The organism is Gleimia europaea ACS-120-V-Col10b, from assembly GCF_000411155.1.
GTDB lineage: Bacteria > Actinomycetota > Actinomycetes > Actinomycetales > Actinomycetaceae > Gleimia > Gleimia europaea_B.
Window position 1 is genome coordinate 1136673 of record NZ_KE150266.1, and the last position, 15260, is coordinate 1151932.

At 59.3% G+C, this 15260-nt stretch carries 13 protein-coding genes; 7 read left to right on the forward strand and 6 right to left on the reverse strand.

The genetic code is table 11. From position 1 onward, the window contains the following. Positions 1 to 8: 8 nt before the first annotated feature. The 4 genes from HMPREF9238_RS05195 to HMPREF9238_RS05210 form a co-directional block, all read right to left on the reverse strand. A complete protein-coding gene (locus tag HMPREF9238_RS05195) occupies positions 9 to 860 on the reverse strand; it encodes an ABC transporter ATP-binding protein (RefSeq protein WP_016444399.1) in 852 nt (283 codons plus the stop codon). Continuing rightward, positions 860 to 2935: a dipeptide/oligopeptide/nickel ABC transporter permease/ATP-binding protein gene (locus HMPREF9238_RS05200; protein ID WP_016444400.1), complete on the reverse strand. Its 2076-nt coding sequence runs from the start codon at positions 2933 to 2935 to the stop codon at positions 860 to 862. Before HMPREF9238_RS05200 ends, HMPREF9238_RS05195 begins: the two co-directional genes overlap by 1 nt. A 6-nt stretch (positions 2936 to 2941) precedes the next feature. Further along, the gene (locus HMPREF9238_RS05205) at positions 2942 to 3895 is read right to left on the reverse strand and encodes an ABC transporter permease (RefSeq protein WP_016444401.1); all 954 of its coding nucleotides are present in this window, start codon (positions 3893 to 3895) and stop codon (positions 2942 to 2944) included. Between the two features lie 122 nt (positions 3896 to 4017). Next, positions 4018 to 5586, reverse strand: a complete 1569-nt coding sequence (locus HMPREF9238_RS05210; protein ID WP_016444402.1) for an ABC transporter substrate-binding protein — start codon at positions 5584 to 5586, stop codon at positions 4018 to 4020. A 93-nt stretch (positions 5587 to 5679) separates the two neighbouring features. Here HMPREF9238_RS05210 and HMPREF9238_RS05215 point away from each other — a divergent pair, with 93 nt between their 5' ends. The 5 genes from HMPREF9238_RS05215 to HMPREF9238_RS05235 all read left to right on the forward strand — a co-directional run bounded on the left by HMPREF9238_RS05215 (position 5680) and on the right by HMPREF9238_RS05235 (position 11834). After that, entirely contained in the window at positions 5680 to 6447 is a 768-nt protein-coding gene (locus HMPREF9238_RS05215; protein WP_016444403.1) for a FadR/GntR family transcriptional regulator, read from the forward strand. Positions 6448 to 6520: 73 nt separating this feature from the next. After that, positions 6521 to 8623 (forward strand): exo-alpha-sialidase, encoded by a 2103-nt coding sequence (locus tag HMPREF9238_RS05220; protein ID WP_232217600.1) that lies wholly within the window; start codon positions 6521 to 6523, stop codon positions 8621 to 8623. 122 nt (positions 8624 to 8745) lie between these two features. Then, positions 8746 to 9720 carry an efflux RND transporter periplasmic adaptor subunit gene (locus HMPREF9238_RS05225; RefSeq protein WP_051109781.1) on the forward strand — a complete coding sequence of 325 codons (975 nt, stop codon included), beginning with the start codon at positions 8746 to 8748 and terminating at the stop codon, positions 9718 to 9720. Between the two features lie 3 nt (positions 9721 to 9723). Further along, positions 9724 to 10458 carry an ABC transporter ATP-binding protein gene (locus HMPREF9238_RS05230; protein WP_016444406.1) on the forward strand — a complete coding sequence of 245 codons (735 nt, stop codon included), beginning with the start codon at positions 9724 to 9726 and terminating at the stop codon, positions 10456 to 10458. Beyond that, positions 10455 to 11834 (forward strand): ABC transporter permease, encoded by a 1380-nt coding sequence (locus HMPREF9238_RS05235; protein WP_016444407.1) that lies wholly within the window; start codon positions 10455 to 10457, stop codon positions 11832 to 11834. The genes HMPREF9238_RS05230 and HMPREF9238_RS05235 overlap by 4 nt, the downstream gene beginning before the upstream one ends. 79 nt (positions 11835 to 11913) lie before the next feature. Here HMPREF9238_RS05235 and HMPREF9238_RS05240 read toward each other — a convergent pair whose 3' ends face one another. Then, positions 11914 to 12897 (reverse strand): acetylxylan esterase, encoded by a 984-nt coding sequence (locus HMPREF9238_RS05240; RefSeq protein WP_016444408.1) that lies wholly within the window; start codon positions 12895 to 12897, stop codon positions 11914 to 11916. 120 nt (positions 12898 to 13017) lie between these two features. Here HMPREF9238_RS05240 and HMPREF9238_RS05245 point away from each other — a divergent pair, with 120 nt between their 5' ends. Together HMPREF9238_RS05245 and HMPREF9238_RS05250 are read left to right on the forward strand one after the other, a co-directional pair. Further along, the gene (locus HMPREF9238_RS05245) at positions 13018 to 14001 is read left to right on the forward strand and encodes an ROK family protein (RefSeq protein ID WP_016444409.1); all 984 of its coding nucleotides are present in this window, start codon (positions 13018 to 13020) and stop codon (positions 13999 to 14001) included. Continuing rightward, positions 13991 to 14689, forward strand: a complete 699-nt coding sequence (locus HMPREF9238_RS05250; RefSeq protein WP_016444410.1) for an N-acetylmannosamine-6-phosphate 2-epimerase — start codon at positions 13991 to 13993, stop codon at positions 14687 to 14689. Before HMPREF9238_RS05245 ends, HMPREF9238_RS05250 begins: the two co-directional genes overlap by 11 nt. A gap of 42 nt (positions 14690 to 14731) precedes the next feature. Here HMPREF9238_RS05250 and HMPREF9238_RS05255 read toward each other — a convergent pair whose 3' ends face one another. Beyond that, positions 14732 to 15190, reverse strand: a complete 459-nt coding sequence (locus tag HMPREF9238_RS05255) for a RidA family protein (protein ID WP_016444411.1) — start codon at positions 15188 to 15190, stop codon at positions 14732 to 14734. Positions 15191 to 15260 lie beyond the last annotated feature (70 nt).

A 15260-nucleotide genomic window follows, 5' to 3' on the forward strand; every position in this document is an offset into this window, starting at 1 on the left:
TATCTTCCTCAAGCCTTACTGGTTCCAAGATCCGGGTGTAGCAGGGATGGTGCCGCACCGAGAAGAGTCTTTGTGTATGGGTGCTGTGGATTTTCGAGCAGCTGCTTAGCTGGTCCCTGTTCCACGACCTTGCCCGAGTTCATCACCGCAATAGTGTCGGAAATGTAGCGGACAGTTTGGATGTCGTGGGAGATGAAGACCATTGCGAGGCCAAGTTCGTTCTTCAAATCCATAAGCAAGTTCAAAATCTGGGCGCGCACCGACACGTCGAGGGCCGAGGTGGGTTCGTCTGCGATTATCGCGTCCGGGTTGAGCGAGAGAGCGCGCGCAATAGCGACGCGTTGACGCTGGCCGCCGGATAGCTGTCCGGGGAGCGCATCGAGAGCCGAGTGGGGCAGGCCCACCATTTCGATGAGCTCCTCCACCCGCGCTTCTCGGTCAGCTTCACTGCCGATTTTGTGGACGCGAAGCGGGTCCATCAGCTGGTCGCGCACAGCCATGCGTGCGTTCAATGCGGTTGCGGGATCCTGGAACACTACGGATACCACGCGTCCGATTTTTCGCCTGTCTGCGGCCGACCGTTTGGTGACTTCTTCACCCCGGAAGAACACCTTGCCGGTTGTGGCGGACTGCAGGCCACACATCACGTTGGCGGTGGTGGACTTTCCGGAACCGGATTCACCCACGAGGCCGAGGACCTTGCCGGGCATCAGTTTCATACTGACGCCCCGCACGGCGCTGACCTTGTTGGGGTTGAAAACCGAGCCGGTTCGGGTTTTAAACGTCACGTTGACGTCCTGTAGTTCAATGATTGGCCCATCATAAGGGGCGAGTTCTGGCATTGAAGCTTTGCGCGCCATTATTTGACCTCCCCATTCAACTCGGTTTCAACAGACTTGCCTGGCTGTTTTGGCGGCTCATAGCCGGCCTCGATCCAAGCGCTGTCTGGCTCGGCTGCGTACCTGTGGCTCACGCCTGGAATACTCATGATGATCGGCTTGGTGTGCAAACCGACGTCCGGGTGCGACGAGCGGGGCGCGAAACGGTCTCCGTCGGGGAAGTCCCGAGGTGAAGGCACGGTGCCGGGAACCTGGTGGAGGCGTCCCGATCCGGCTTCGATCGAAAGCACGGAGCCGAGCAAGCCGCGCGTGTACTCATGTACCGGGTTGGTAAGCAGTTCCGAGGTGGTTGCTTGCTCCACCACCTGACCGGCGTACATGACGGTGATCTTGTGGGCGACTTCGGCCACCAGGGCGAGGTCGTGCGAGACGAACACCATGGCGAAGCCCAGCTTTTCACGCAGCTCGTTCAGCAGGTCGATCACTTGGCGCTGAACGGTTACGTCGAGTGCCGTGGTGGGCTCGTCTGCGATGATGAGCTTCGGGTCGCGGGTGAGGGCCATTGCGATGAGGACGCGCTGGCGCTGCCCACCGGAGAGTTCGTGCGGGTAGGACTCGAGCGTGCGCTTCGGATCCAGACCAACGAGTTCGAGGAGCTCTTCTGCGGTGCGGGTGCCGCCACGCCTGGTCAGCTGCTTCATTTGGGAGCGAATCAGCATTGCGGGGTTGAGCGAAGAAAGGGCGTCCTGGTAGATCATTGCCAGCTCGTGACCGAGGAGCTTCTGGCGCTCCTTGGGCGCCATCTTCAACAGGTCCCGACCCTGGTAGAGGATTTCGCCGGTGATCTGCGCCTTCGGGTCAATCAGCCCCATGATGGTGAGCGCGGTGATCGACTTGCCGCATCCTGATTCGCCTACGAGACCCATCGTTTCGTTCTCGCGAACCGAGAACGAAACGCCGTCCACAACGTTCACGTCGCCATGGCGGGGGAACTTGATCGACAGGTTCTTAACTTCGAGCAGTACCTTGCCGGTCTCTACGGGGGCGAAACGGTCGGTGCGTTCGCGTTCGCAGGCGGCCAGCTGGTTGATGCGCTGCTGGAGAGATTCGGCCTGTTCCGCGTACGCCAGGCGCGGGTCAAGTAGCAGGCGGTCTTCCTTGCGCTCGCCCGAAACCGCCTGCACCTTCTGGTTGGATGCGGGCGCGGCCACCATCGCATCCGTGATGCCTTCAGACAAGATGTTGAGGCACAGGACGGTCAGCATGATCATGATGCCGGGGAACGTCGCGGTCCACCACATGCCCGCCAGGATTGAACCGGACGAGGAGGCTTCAGACAGCACGTTACCCCAGGTGGGAACCATGGTTGGTTGCAGACCTGAACCGATAAAGGTAAGGGAGGCTTCGAGGATGATCGCGTCCGCGACGAGGACGGTTGCGAACACGAGGACTGGTGCCGCAGTGTTGCGCACGACGTGCTTGGTCACGATCCACGGCGCCCGCGCGCCCGAAACGATGACTGCGCGCACGTAGTCTTCGCCGTAGGCGCTCATTACGTTTGCGCGGACGATGCGTGCGATTTGCGGCGTGTAAACGAAGGCGATTGCGATGATGATAACGGCGACGATGCCAACTACGTTGTCTGCGTCAAGGCGTTTACTGAACACGAGAACCATGACGGCAGCCATGGCGATGCCGGGAACCGCCATGATGACGTCCATGATGCGCATGATCACTTCGTTTACCCACTTGCGTGAGACCGCGGCGATCGCGCCGATGATTGATCCGACGAGGAGGGCACCGAGGGCGGCGAACAGGCCGATGGTGATCGAGTAGCGGCCACCGTACAGGAGGCGGGAGAGGATGTCGCGGCCCACGTGGTCGGTTCCGAACAGGTGCTCACCGCTGGGTGCAACCCAGTTGGCGAACGTTTGGGACGGACTGTAAGGCGCGATGAGGGGCGCGAGTAGCGAGAGGAGAACGACGAACGCGAGCACGAACACGGAGATGCGCGAGCCGATCGACATGTTCTTGAAACGCGTGAATTTCACGCCCGGCTGGGTTACTTTTTCGAGCTTCTTCTTTTTTGAAGTCATCGCTGTTTACACCGACCTTATGCGCGGGTTGATTAGCAGGTAGAGCAAGTCGACGATGATGTTGACGATGATGAACGCGATTGCCACAACGAGCACACCGCCTTGCACCAAGGTCACGTAGTTCGCTTGGATACCGGTGACGAGTACGCGTCCCATACCCTGCAGGTTGAAGATGATTTCGATAACTACTGCGCCACCGATCAGGTAGCCAACGCGTAGGCCCAGCACGGTTACCGGGGTGATGAGCGCGTTGCGCAGAACGTTACGAGAGATAACGACAGCGCGGGGGATGCCGGCGCCAAGGGCGGTGCGAACGTAGTCGGAGTCGAGTTCTTCAACCATCGACGTCCTCACCACGCGCGTCATTTGGCCAACAACCGGGGTTGCGAGGGCAAGGGCGGGTAGCAGCATGCGCATGAACCAGCCGGAGAAGTCGCCGGTCATTGAGGGCAGGGCGCCCGACACGGGCAGGGAGGTTCCAACGAAGCCGAGCACGAGGAGGCTGGCTAGCCAGAAGGAAGGGGTTCCCAGGAAGATTACTGACAGAACGCGGATTACCTGGTCTGGCCACTGATCGCGGTAGATAGCTGCGATGATGCCGAGCGGGAATGCGAAAATAACCGCGATGATGAGGCCGAAGAACGTTAGTTGCAACGTGATTGGTAGGGCGGTGCCCACGAGGTCAGAGACGCGGTTTGCACTTCCCACACCGTAGGAGCCAAGGTCACCTTGGATCATGCCGGCCAGGTAGTTGACGTATTGAACCAAGAACGGATCGTTTAGACCGTTGTCCATCCGGTATTTTTCTAGTGCCTCAGGTGTGGCGAATTCGCCAAGGGCCGAGTAGGCCGGGTCAATTGGCGACAGATACATGATGAAGAAGACCAGTAAGGTCACTCCAATCACCATGATCGGGAGGGCGACGAGGCGCCGACCGAGAAGTCTAAGAAGATTGTTCACAACCCATTTCCTGTTCTATCTTCGCTAAGAACTGACGCAGATTTTGATGGGATTTACTGATTTTGGGAAGGAGGAAGGGGCGGGACGTGATCCCGCCCCTTCCTCACTTGCCTAGTTGCGTGCTACTTGACGGTTACGCCAAGTGCTTCAAGGCCGGTGGTGCCGATGCCCTTGAAGCCAGAGACCCTGTTCTCGTTCACACCGGTGATCATGGTGCGGTGGAAGAGCGGGAATAGGGGTGCGTTCTCAGCGATTAGATCCTGAGCTTCGCCCCACTTGGCCTTTGCCGCATCGCCTTCAAGCTGCGAGGCTTCGGCAACGAGGTCGCGGAGCTTCTTGTAGTTCTCCGGATCCGAGGTCTGCCAGAAGGTGCGCTTCTGGGTCCAGACGTTGTCGCCGTACCACCAGTCGATGATGATGCCTGGATCCTGGCCAAATACCGACGGGTCACCAGGTGCCATTGCTACGTCGTAGGTTGCCGCATCAACGTCCGCGTAGTTTGCGTACAGATCCGAGGATGCCATGGACTGTACGTTTACCTTCAGGCCGGCGGCCTCAAGATCCTGCTTAACTTGCGGGATGAGGTTTGCGATCCACGCGTGGTCGGTGGTGATCAGCGTGATTTCGGTGAGGCCAGCGTCTGCGAATGCTGCCTTCGCGGCTTCAGTGTCGAAGTCGAACTGCGTGGCGGCCTTCTTGTATGCCGGGTTAACTTCAGGCAGGAACGAGGTGGACGCTACCGCGTCACCTGCAAGACCCTGCTCAACCAGCTTCTGACGGTCGATGGCCTGGTGGAATGCCCGGCGCACCTCCGGCTTGTCGAAGGGAGCCTTCGAGGTGTTGAACATGAGGAACGCGTTGTTGTAGCCCGGGGTTTCCTGGATGGTCCAGCCGGCGCCCTCAACCTGCGACTTCAGCGCGGAGGGAACGGTTTCCATGATGTCGATGGTGCCGCCCAGTGCTGCGGAGAGGCGAGCGGAGTCATCCTTGAGGATGTCCCAGTGCATCTTCTCTACCGTTGCGGGCTTGGAGCCGTTGTAGAACTCGTTCGGCACGGCTTCAATGGCGGTGTCGGTGATGGATTCGTACTTGTACGGGCCAGTCCCAACGGGGAATGCGGTCATCTCTTCCTGCGTGGACGAGGCGGGAACTACCTTAACGTTCACGAGGCGCTGCGCCAGGTTAGCGAACGGGTACTTCAGCTTGAACACGAGGGTGGAATCGTCCTTGGCCTCTACCGAGTCCACCATTGCGAAGAACTGCTGGTAGATGGAGGTCGCGTCCGTGGTGCGTGCCCAGGACTCGAGGTAGTCCTTTGTGGTCACGGGGGTGCCGTCGGAGAACTTGGCGTCCGCGCGGAGCGTAGCCTCATATTCGGTGTCGGAAACCTGCTTTAGCTCCCCATCAGCAAGTGCCGGGTAGACCTCGTAGGTTGCCATGTTGAACTCGTACAAGCCTTCCATCACGTGCCAGTTCGAACCCATTGCGAGGGCCGAGGACGTGGTAGAAGGATCGTAGTTGGTGGTTTCGTACGCTACACCCAGGTTCAGGGTGCCGGTGGGTGCACCATCACCGGCCGCTCCTGTGGAATCTGTGGTGCCTTTGTCTGCCCCTCCGCCACATGCCGAGAGTGCAAGTGCCGCAGCTGCTGCAACTGCGGCTACTTTGGCCCAGCGTTTCGAAGAACTCATAACTTTTCCTCTCCGTTGAGATGGGAATGAAACGGATTCGCTTCACTTCTGAAACAATAAGCATCGTTGCTAAGTATCAGTTAGGATAATCGTATGATGACAGACAACCTAATGCAAGCGTTTTTGGAAAGCACTTCTAAAAACCTGCCGAAGAGCTCAGACTCTGGCCGAATCGCGTCTGTTCACAGGTCCAAAGCCACTATGGACGCGGTAAAAGCCTACATACTTGACCACCAGCTAAAGCCTGGCGATCCACTCCCCACGGAAATTCAGCTGTGTGAAGACCTTGGCGTTTCCCGCTCATCCGTGCGCGAAGCCATTCGTAAGCTCGAGGCCCTCGACATCGTGCGAGTCCAGCAGGGACGCGGCTCCTTCGTGGGGGAAATGTCGCTTCAACCGATGGTTGAAACCCTGGTTCTGCGCTACGCCCTCGATCATTTTGAAGGATCGGAATCCTTGCGACACGTGGTGGCTATCCGCAGATACATTGATCTGGGAATGAGCGACAGCCTGGCACGGGAACTGAAGGGAACTTCCAATCCGGAGCTAGAAGAACTGGTTGAGGTCATGATTAAGAAGGCCGAGGCCGGGCAGACCTACCTGGAGGAAGACATTGCTTTCCACAACGGGCTGTCCTCCTATTTGGATAACAGCCTGCTGAATCAGCTGGTTGCGGCGATGTGGATGGTGCATCAGTCATTCATTCCGGACATGGAGGAAACGATTAAGCCGGATCTGGTGCGCACCGCGAAAGCTCACGCCCTCATGCTGGAAACCGCGCAGGCTGGTGATGCCGATGCGTATCGCGCTGCTGTTTACGCCCATTACGAGCCGCTTGCAGACATTCTTAAACTTGGCTGATTTAAGGCAGGCAGAACCGTTTCATTGTGGCGCGCTCCGTTTGGGGTAGCGCCACGTTTATTTGAGGATGGTGATGATGACACCCGCTAGCGTTTGGTTTTCGAGGTGGGTTGGCGGCACGGCCACGGTTATGAGCGGACCGGACTGGAGACTCGCCGTGGATGGCGATTGCCTGGTGTTCTCTGGTGATAAGCCGGGCCGTTTTCACTACGCGATGGAGGATACGCGCCTGCGAGGCGAACACACGGTCGCGCTTTTTCCGGGTGGGCCGACGCGCATTTTCTTGGACGGATACGAGGTGTGGTCTGCTCCGGTGACCGTTAGCGACCCGGTAGGTGCAGATACTTCGGTAACGGTAACCGGAACCGCGTACGAGGACATTGCGCGCGCGGTGAGGCAAGGTAGCCCCCTGCCGGACGCGTTGGTTGAGTTTGCGGCCATGGAGCTTAATGCCCGCGACGCCGCGCGCATTGATAACCTGCGCGAATGGGCGGTGCACGCCCGCTTCCGGGTGCGTGGCGAGGGCCAGTACGGCACGGTATTTGCCGCCCAAAACCAAGGAAAACCCGCGCTTGCCGCCTGCATTGACGAGGCCGGAATAAGGGTGGAGCTACCTGCGGCAGATACGCGGATTGAGTGCGCTGGCGCTTGGTCTGATGGGCGCTGGCACAACCTCGTAGTAGCGTTTGGCGGCGGCGCTATCGAGGTGTTTGTAGACGGTTGGCTGACGGGCCATGCTCCCGGGTCTGCGCCGCGCCTTGATCGCTTCGTGATCGGGCAGTCGTTGCACGGCGAACGCTTGATGGGCGAGGTGGGGCGCGGGGGCATCTACCCGGCGCTAAACGACCAGCAGATTGCAGCGCTAAGCGGGCGTGCGCCGGTGGCCCAAACCCCCGTGTTTGACCGCTTCCCGGACGGCATTTTTCACCGGATTCCCAGTCTTTTGCGCCACCGTAGTGGGCGCTTAGTAGCGTTCGCGGATGCGCGCCACGGCCTGCCAAATGATTCTCCGAACGTAACCGAGATTGTGGCGTCTTTTTCTGACGATGAGGGAGCCACGTGGTCTGCTCCCCGTGCGATTGCCGGCTACCTGTCACGCCTGGACAACCCGATTTCGGTCACCGACCCGGCGTGCGTGGAGGACGCGCAGGGGCGTATCCACCTGCTGTTTGACTTGTACCCAGCGGGGATTGGCCTACTGAATTCGGCGCCGGGACACGGCCATGACGGCGATGACCTGGTGTTGACCTCACCGGACGGGCAGGAGTTTTTAGTGCCTGGAGGCTGGCCACAGCAACCAACGCCGGTGGTGACACGCGGCGGTGAGCTCACCGAGTTTGTGGCCCAGGCTGGCCCGCAGATTCTGGGGGCAGGCCCACTAACGGTGATCCCAACGGGACACATCGCTATCGTGACGTCTACGGATCGAGGTGAAACCTGGTCTCCTCCTCGCCTTATAACTAGCGACGTTAAAGATGAGTGGATGACGTTCCTGGGCATCGGCCCGGGCGCGGGAATCCGCCTTCGCCACGGCGAAAACGCGGGCCGTCTACTGGTGCCGGTGTATTTTTCGAACGAGGGAGCCTCGCAGTTCTCGGCCGCCGTGATCTACTCTGATGATGACGGCCAGACGTGGCGGCGCTCAGGCTCCCCCAATGACTCGCGCACGATTGATGGCGAACGGGTGGATCCGTGCCGCTTCACTAACCCGGCGGCAACGATGTCTGAATCTGCGGTGGTTGAACTGCCCGATGGCAACGTGGTGATGTTTTCGCGATCGCAGCGTCCGTTCGTTCAGCGCGCAGTGTCAAAAGATGGGGGACTCACTTGGGGCGAAGTCACGGAAGAAACGCAGATTTCGGAGATTTTCTGCCAACCGGCAGCAGTGGCCCAAGGTGCCTTCGTGTATTTCGCTAACGCCTCGCGAATGTTGCCCTACCGTGGCTGCGGAACGCTGTATCGAACCGACGCGCACAGCCTGATGCGCCCAGGCGCGAAACCAAACTGGGTCAAGCTGGCGATCAACCCGCGCCACCACGGCTACCAGAGCATCGTTGCCCTCGACAACGGAATCGGCATGCTGTGGGAGCGCGAAACTGCGGGCGTGTGGTTCAGTTTCGTACCCTTCGCGTTCTTTCCTGAACCGATAAATGAGGGCGGCGCTACAGGCGCGTAGGGCTTTATAAACTCGGAATTAAAAATTTCGGCATTCCACAAAGTATTATGCTTTTAAACAATTTGCCGGATGCGAGCCAAAGAGGGCGCCCTATGAACGCACACCCCACTAGAACTCTCATAATGCAGATCCTGCGATTGCTGATCTGGGTGGTTATCGCCATCGCGCTAGTTAAGTTCGCGTTCTTTCCCAATCAACAAAAAGGGCCCGATTTGGTGGGAGATGGAGATTTCACGTTCCCCACAACGCAGGTGACGCGCTCTGATATTTCGCACGAGGTTACGCTCGACGCGTCGGTTGTGCGCAACAAGTCGGAAACGGTGAAGGCAACCGCGCAGGGCACCGTGGTGTGGCTGTTCGTGGAGGACGGCGCGAAGGTGAACGCGGGTGATCGCATCATGCAGATCATGCACAAGGAGGTTCCAGAAACTCCCGATCCTGGCCCGGATGGTGAAGTGGCGCCTCCTGCCCCTGCGGTTGAGACTTACCACAACGTGGTTGCGGCTTCACCCGGCACGGTTTCTTTGGACGCTCTCATCGACCAGCAGGTTGACGTGGGCACCCCCGTTGCCACGATCGTGCCCGACACGTTCCACGCGGAAGTTCCCGTTACACCCGATCAGTTGTATTCACTGCAGGGCGTTCCCGAGGAAGCCGAACTGGCGGTTACCGGCGGTCCCGCACCGTTTAAGTGCACGGGCCTAAAGACCGTGACCGGCTCCCCGGTACAAAAAGAGGGCGAAGGGCAAAGCAATTCCGGCCCTCAGCTGCGTTGCGACATTCCTGATTCCGAGCTCGTGTTTGACGGTGTGAAAGCCAAGCTAATCATCCACGGTGGCGAGGCTAAGAATGCTCTCGTCGTGCCCGTCACGGCTGTGGAGGGCCGCTACCAGCGGGGCATGGTCTACCTCCCCACGGACGACATCACGCAAAAGCCGGAAAAGGTTGAGGTTAAACTCGGCATTTCGGATGGTTACCTCATTGAAATCAAAGAGGGCTTGACCGAAGGCCAGGAGATTTTGGAGTTCGTTCCCCGCCAGGACAACGATCAGAATGGTCCGGCGCAGGAGTACACGGATGCGGGTGGAGTCGGTTAAACCGTGTTAGAACTTACCGGCGTAACCAGAACGGTCACTTTGCAAAACGGCAATCCCCTCCCGATTTTGCGCGGGGTTGACCTAACTGTGTCCGCACGCGATCACATTTCGATTGTGGGCCAGTCCGGAACGGGTAAATCAACGCTACTGAATATCATCGGCATGTTGGATCTACCCGATTCGGGCACGTACATTTTTGCGGGTGAGGACGTAGCTAAACTCTCTGAAAGTAAGCGTGCGGCTCTGCGCGGCAGCTCGTTTGGTTTCGTGTTCCAACAGTTCAACCTGTTTAACGCGCGCACGGCACTGGAGAACGTGGAGGTGCCGCTACTGTATTCGTCCTCTACAAGAACGCTGTTTCGCCGCTCTAGTTTGGCTGCAGAAATGCTTGAGCTTGTGGGCCTGGGGGATCGTCTGGAGGCGATGCCTAGCCAACTGTCGGGCGGTGAGCAGCAGCGCGTTGCGATTGCTCGCGCCCTCGTGCGCCGGCCCAAAGTGATCCTCGCGGATGAGCCCACGGGCGCCCTTGACCTGCAAACCGGCAGCATGGTGATGGAGTTGCTGGAGAAAGTGGCAGCAGAAATGAACTCTGCCCTCATCATCATTTCGCACGACATGCAGGTGGCGGCCCGCGCGAAGCAGATTTATCAGATTTCCGAGGGCGTGCTGGTTGAGCGCAGTCACGAACAGGTGCACGATGCTTTAGCTACTCGGTCTTTAGAGGTGGAGGCGCAGTGAATAAGATTCTGAGCGCCCTCATTGAGGCCTGGGGCGAAATCAAGATCAACAAGGGCCGGTTTGTTCTGTCCCTAACGGGTGTGGCCGTGGCCGTGTGGGCTATGGCTACCGTGCTCGCACTGGGTTCGATGGCGATTGCAACCGATGAGTATTTCCAAACCATCTCTGGCAACCGGCCCGGTATTCTCACCTTCCAAGCCAGCCCTTCCAGTGGTGGCGAAGGCAATCCGGAAACCAAGTTTGGCCCCTCCGGCCCGTACGGCCCCGAGGGTTACGGCAGTGGGTCTAGCCAGTCGCAGCTGGGCAAGAGCGCCGACCTCGTGGAAGATTCCACGGGTATGCGCACAAGCAAGTTCGGGGCAGCGGCCCGCGCAACGATGGAGGATCTCAAGATCACCAACTGGTCGCGTTCGGTGAAAACATCACCGAACGTGCGCACCTCTTCGTGGGTGTCTAAATGCGATTACAACAAGGAAGACTGCTTTGATAACCAGGTGGAGCTAAGCGGCGTTGACCCGATTTATTTCAAGTTTTTTGCGCGCCAGCTTCTGGTGGGGCGCTTCATTAATGACGCTGACGCGACGCTCCAGATGAATCCCGTTGTAATCAACGAGAAGCTGTGGGACAACATGGGCAGGCCCAATCCGCTGAACTATCCGCGAATCATCGTTGAGGGCGATCCGGGTTTGACCCTTACCGTGGTGGGTGTTGTTAAGACTCAGACGAGGTGGGATCAAAACGAGATTTTCATGCACTACGACGGCCTGATTGGTTCGCAACCTCGTCTTAGTGCGGGGGAAAGCGGCCCGGTAAATCTTGAGGCGGGCGAGTTGCGCGCACTGGTTCCAGTTGGGCAAGAAAAAGTTGCGAACGAGGTTGTGCTGGCCACGCTGAAGTCTCAGCTTGGACCCGACTGGCAGGTGGACAGCTACTGGTCTGGGGAACAGTCCGATGTTGGCGAGGATCAGCGGGCGATCATTACGACCATCGTCTCCATCATCGGTGGCATTGTGATCATGCTGGGCGCGTTTGGTCTACTGACCGTTTCGATTGTGACGGTTCGCCAGCGTATCCGCGAGATCGGCATTAGGCGAGCGATGGGCGCCTCCGCTCGGCGCGTATTCTTCTCCGTATTCCTTGAATCCGTGGTAGCCACTACTGCCGCCGGCTTTACGGGCGTTTTGCTCTCGATCCTCACCATCCGGTTTGCGCCGAGTGACTGGTTGGACTTCCCGATCCCGGTCTCATCCATCCCCTACCCGATGACCGCCGCGCTGCTGGGCGTCCTCATCGCAGCGGGTGTGGGTGCCCTCGCCGGTATCATCCCCGCAGCCATCGCGGTGAAGGTAAAACCGATCGACGCGATCAGGTACTAGCGTCTCCTAGCATCTGGCCCGCTTACCTCCGATATCTACCGGCACGTAAGCGGGCCCTTTCACTCTTTCAAGCGATGCGCTAGAGGAACTGGCCGACCCATTCGGCCTGCTTGAGGAAGTGATGCAGGCCGCCGCCATCGTGGCCGGCGTAGGGGTAAACCTCGATTTCAGCCGGAGCGTTGTAAACGTTGTATGCGGCGTATGTGGTTGAGGGCGGCACCGTCACGTCCATCATGCCCAGGCTGAATAGCGCCGGGGCCTGAGCGATGCGTGCAAAGTTCACGCCGTCAAAATAGTTCAACACTTTCACGTAGTGATCTACGCGCGTGGGGTGGGTGTTAAAGAAACGTGCAAGTTCGCGGTACGGATTGTCATCCGTGAGGTCAACTCCGCGCATCAGGTAGCAAAAGCCCGCAACATCGGGCATGGAGGCGCGCACGCAATCGTGGAGGGCCCCCGCCGCGATGGACAGATAGCCGCCCTGGGAGGCGCCCGTAACAAACACTCGCGACTTATCCACAAACGGAAGTTCTAGAGCGGTATCCACAGCCATAACGGCGTCGGTTACCAGCCTGCGGAAATAGTAGTCCTCCTTGCTTTCGATCCCGTTCGACATGAAGCCGCGAGCGTGCGAGGAGGCCGGGTGCGGATCCGACGTGGCAGCGTATCCTCCAAAATCTCCGCCTTGCCCGCGCGTATCCATCGACAGGTGCACGTAGCCTGCCATCGGCCAGTGCGGGTAGGCGCCGGGGATGCCGCGCCCGCCTCCGTACCCGTGGTACTGCACCATGATTGGCAAATCGGTTTGTTGCATGAAACCAGCGGGCCCGGATAGCCACCCGCGGATCGGATCACCCATGAAACCGGGGAATTCGAGGTCGTAAAACTCCACCTGCTGATACGGGGTGTCAAGCGCGGTGAGCGAATAGACCAGGCCGTTTTGGGTAATCTTCTGGCGGGTTTGCGCCAGTGTGTTTTCCCAAAACGAGGTGAAGTCAGAAGGCATGTGCACGTCGGGTTGGAACGAGCGCATCTCGGTCAAAGTCAGATCTGTAAGTGCCATTCCCCCAGATTAACCCCCGTCCACCAGTGCGATTCGAGTTTCACAATAAACACCCCTTTCATCAGACGTCTTATTTGTTAGGATTTGAGGGAAACAGTTTCGCGCGCAAAGGAGCTAACGGTGGCACCAACCTCCTCAACAGTTGCAACCAGCCCCCGGCATTTCATCGCCATCGACATTGGCGGCACCAAAATCGCGTCAGCCACCGTTGAGCTAGGCGACTCCCTCCCCCGCGTTAGCAACAAATCCGAGGTTCCCACCCCCGCCCAAGCAGGGTCGAACGCGGTAGTCGAGGCCGTATTGGAATCAGTTCGACGGTGCCTCGCCTGTGAAAACGAAGCCCCAGCGGCTATTGGCATTGCATCTGCTGGCGTTGTGAATACGACAACCGGGGCTATCATTTCGGCAACGGATTTGATTAAGGGCTGGGCGGGAACGCCCCTGGCACAGCTGGTAGAAAATGAGTTTGGATTGCCCGTGGCCGCGTTGAACGACGTGCACGCCCACGCGCTTGGCGAATGTACGTTCGGGGCGGGTAAAGGATATGAATCCGTGTTGGCAGTAGCGGTAGGCACCGGCATTGGCGGGGCTATTGTTACGGGCGGCAAGCTGTGCATGGGTGCGCACTTTGCCGCCGGACACGTCGGCCATGTTCCCCACCCACTCGCCGCCGGCTTCCCCTGCTCGTGCGGGGCTTGCGGACACATCGAGTCCGTGGCGTCGGGCACCGGCCAGGTTGACCTTTACAATGCGCGCAAAAGCGCTAATGAGGCTCGGGCTGAAAGCGGGCGGGAAATCACCCAGCGCGCGCAGGCGGGCGAAGCTCTGGCCACGCAGGTGCTGGCAGATTCTGGAGCCGGTTTGGGCGACGCAATAGCGGGCATTGCGAACTGCGTTGACCCTCAGGTCGTAGTGCTCTCGGGCTCCGTTACGAGGTCGGGTAAGATCTGGTGGTCTGCCCTAAAAGATGCCTTCCGGGCCGGCGCCCTGCCCATACTTAAAGAAATCGAAATACTTGAAGGCACGCTCGGATCTGACGCTCCCATACTTGGCGCCACCACCTGGGCCGCTTCCAAACTTGAAGGAGTAGAAAATGAACGATAGAGCAAACGCCCTGTTACAGCAGATCAAAGGCGGCCTCGTCGTCTCGGTGCAGGCATACCCGGGCGAGCCGATGCGCCACCCCGAAACGATGGCGCAGATTGCGCTCGCCGCGCAACAGGGCGGGGCAGTTGCCATCCGCTGCCAGGGCCTGGCCGACATTTCCGCGATTCGTGGCCAGGTGGATGTGCCCGTGATCGGCCTGTGGAAGGACGGTCACGACGGCGTGTTCATCACCCCCACGTTGCGCCACGCGCGCGCGTGCATGATGGCCGGAGCTGACATAGTTGCCCTTGACGCCACGCGCCGCCCCCGTCCCGATGGCCTCACTTACGCCCAGACCGTGGCGGCCCTGCACGAGGAGGGCGCCGTGGTGATGGCCGATTGCGGGTCTTTTGCGGACGCGGTGATGGCCGCCGAGGCTGGCAGCGACATTCTTTCTACCACGCTTTCGGGCTACACGGGCGAGCGCCCCAAGACCGACGGCCCCGACTTTGAAGTGCTCCGCCGCATCGTTGCGGAATTCCCCAACCACCCCGTGCTGTGCGAAGGCCGCATCCACACCGTCGATCAAGCTCGCCAGGTAATGGAAGCCGGCGCTTGGGCGGCCGTGGTTGGCACCGCAATCACGCACCCCACGTCAATCACCAAGTGGTTTGCCACCGCCGTCCAAGAGGGCGTAGCTAAGTAGCTGACCGGCGGCCGGTAGCGGGATTTAGCTACCGGTTTTGGCCTAGTCTTGGAGTTCGAACTCGACTTCTACCTCAACGGAGGCGTCCAGAGGGAGGGCGTTTACCCCCACTGCGGAGCGCACGTGCTGGGTGCCAAAAATCTCCTGGTACAACTCTGACGCCCCGTTAATCACGGCAGGTTGAGCATGAAAGGCGCGTGAGGAAGCCACAAAACCCGTAACCTTTAGCACTCCCTTGATGCGGTCCACTCCGCCGGCAGCCTCAGCTGCGGCAGCTAGCGCGTTCAAAGCACACAGGCGGGCGGCCTCGTATGCTTCCACCGGGCTGGTTCGGTTAGGCCCAACGCGGCCCTGGCACACCAGTTGCCCATCTGCGATTGGCAACTGGCCAGATGTGCGCACCGTATTTCCAAAAACGAGGGCCGGCGTGTACGCCGCTACGGGAGCCACCACCTTCGGCAACTCGACGCCAAGTTCTTCCAAACGCTCACTGACACTCATAGCAGCTCCTTTCGCCCCAAATCTATCAAGCCAAGCCCGTGCCAAAACTAAAACCACGCGCAATATCGCG

Excerpts from the sequence above, each read along its gene's own strand:
- HMPREF9238_RS05195 (WP_016444399.1), bottom strand. The coding sequence starts at position 860 with ATGGCGCGCAAAGCTTCAATGCCAGAACTCGCCCCTTATGATGGGCCA.
- HMPREF9238_RS05200 (WP_016444400.1), bottom strand. The coding sequence starts at position 2,935 with ATGACTTCAAAAAAGAAGAAGCTCGAAAAAGTAACCCAGCCGGGCGTG.
- HMPREF9238_RS05210 (WP_016444402.1), bottom strand. The coding sequence starts at position 5,586 with ATGAGTTCTTCGAAACGCTGGGCCAAAGTAGCCGCAGTTGCAGCAGCT.
- HMPREF9238_RS05215 (WP_016444403.1), top strand. The coding sequence starts at position 5,680 with ATGATGACAGACAACCTAATGCAAGCGTTTTTGGAAAGCACTTCTAAA.
- HMPREF9238_RS05220 (WP_232217600.1), top strand. The coding sequence starts at position 6,521 with ATGATGACACCCGCTAGCGTTTGGTTTTCGAGGTGGGTTGGCGGCACG.
- HMPREF9238_RS05225 (WP_051109781.1), top strand. The coding sequence starts at position 8,746 with ATGCAGATCCTGCGATTGCTGATCTGGGTGGTTATCGCCATCGCGCTA.
- HMPREF9238_RS05240 (WP_016444408.1), bottom strand. The coding sequence starts at position 12,897 with ATGGCACTTACAGATCTGACTTTGACCGAGATGCGCTCGTTCCAACCC.
- HMPREF9238_RS05250 (WP_016444410.1), top strand. The coding sequence starts at position 13,991 with ATGAACGATAGAGCAAACGCCCTGTTACAGCAGATCAAAGGCGGCCTC.
- HMPREF9238_RS05255 (WP_016444411.1), bottom strand. The coding sequence starts at position 15,190 with ATGAGTGTCAGTGAGCGTTTGGAAGAACTTGGCGTCGAGTTGCCGAAG.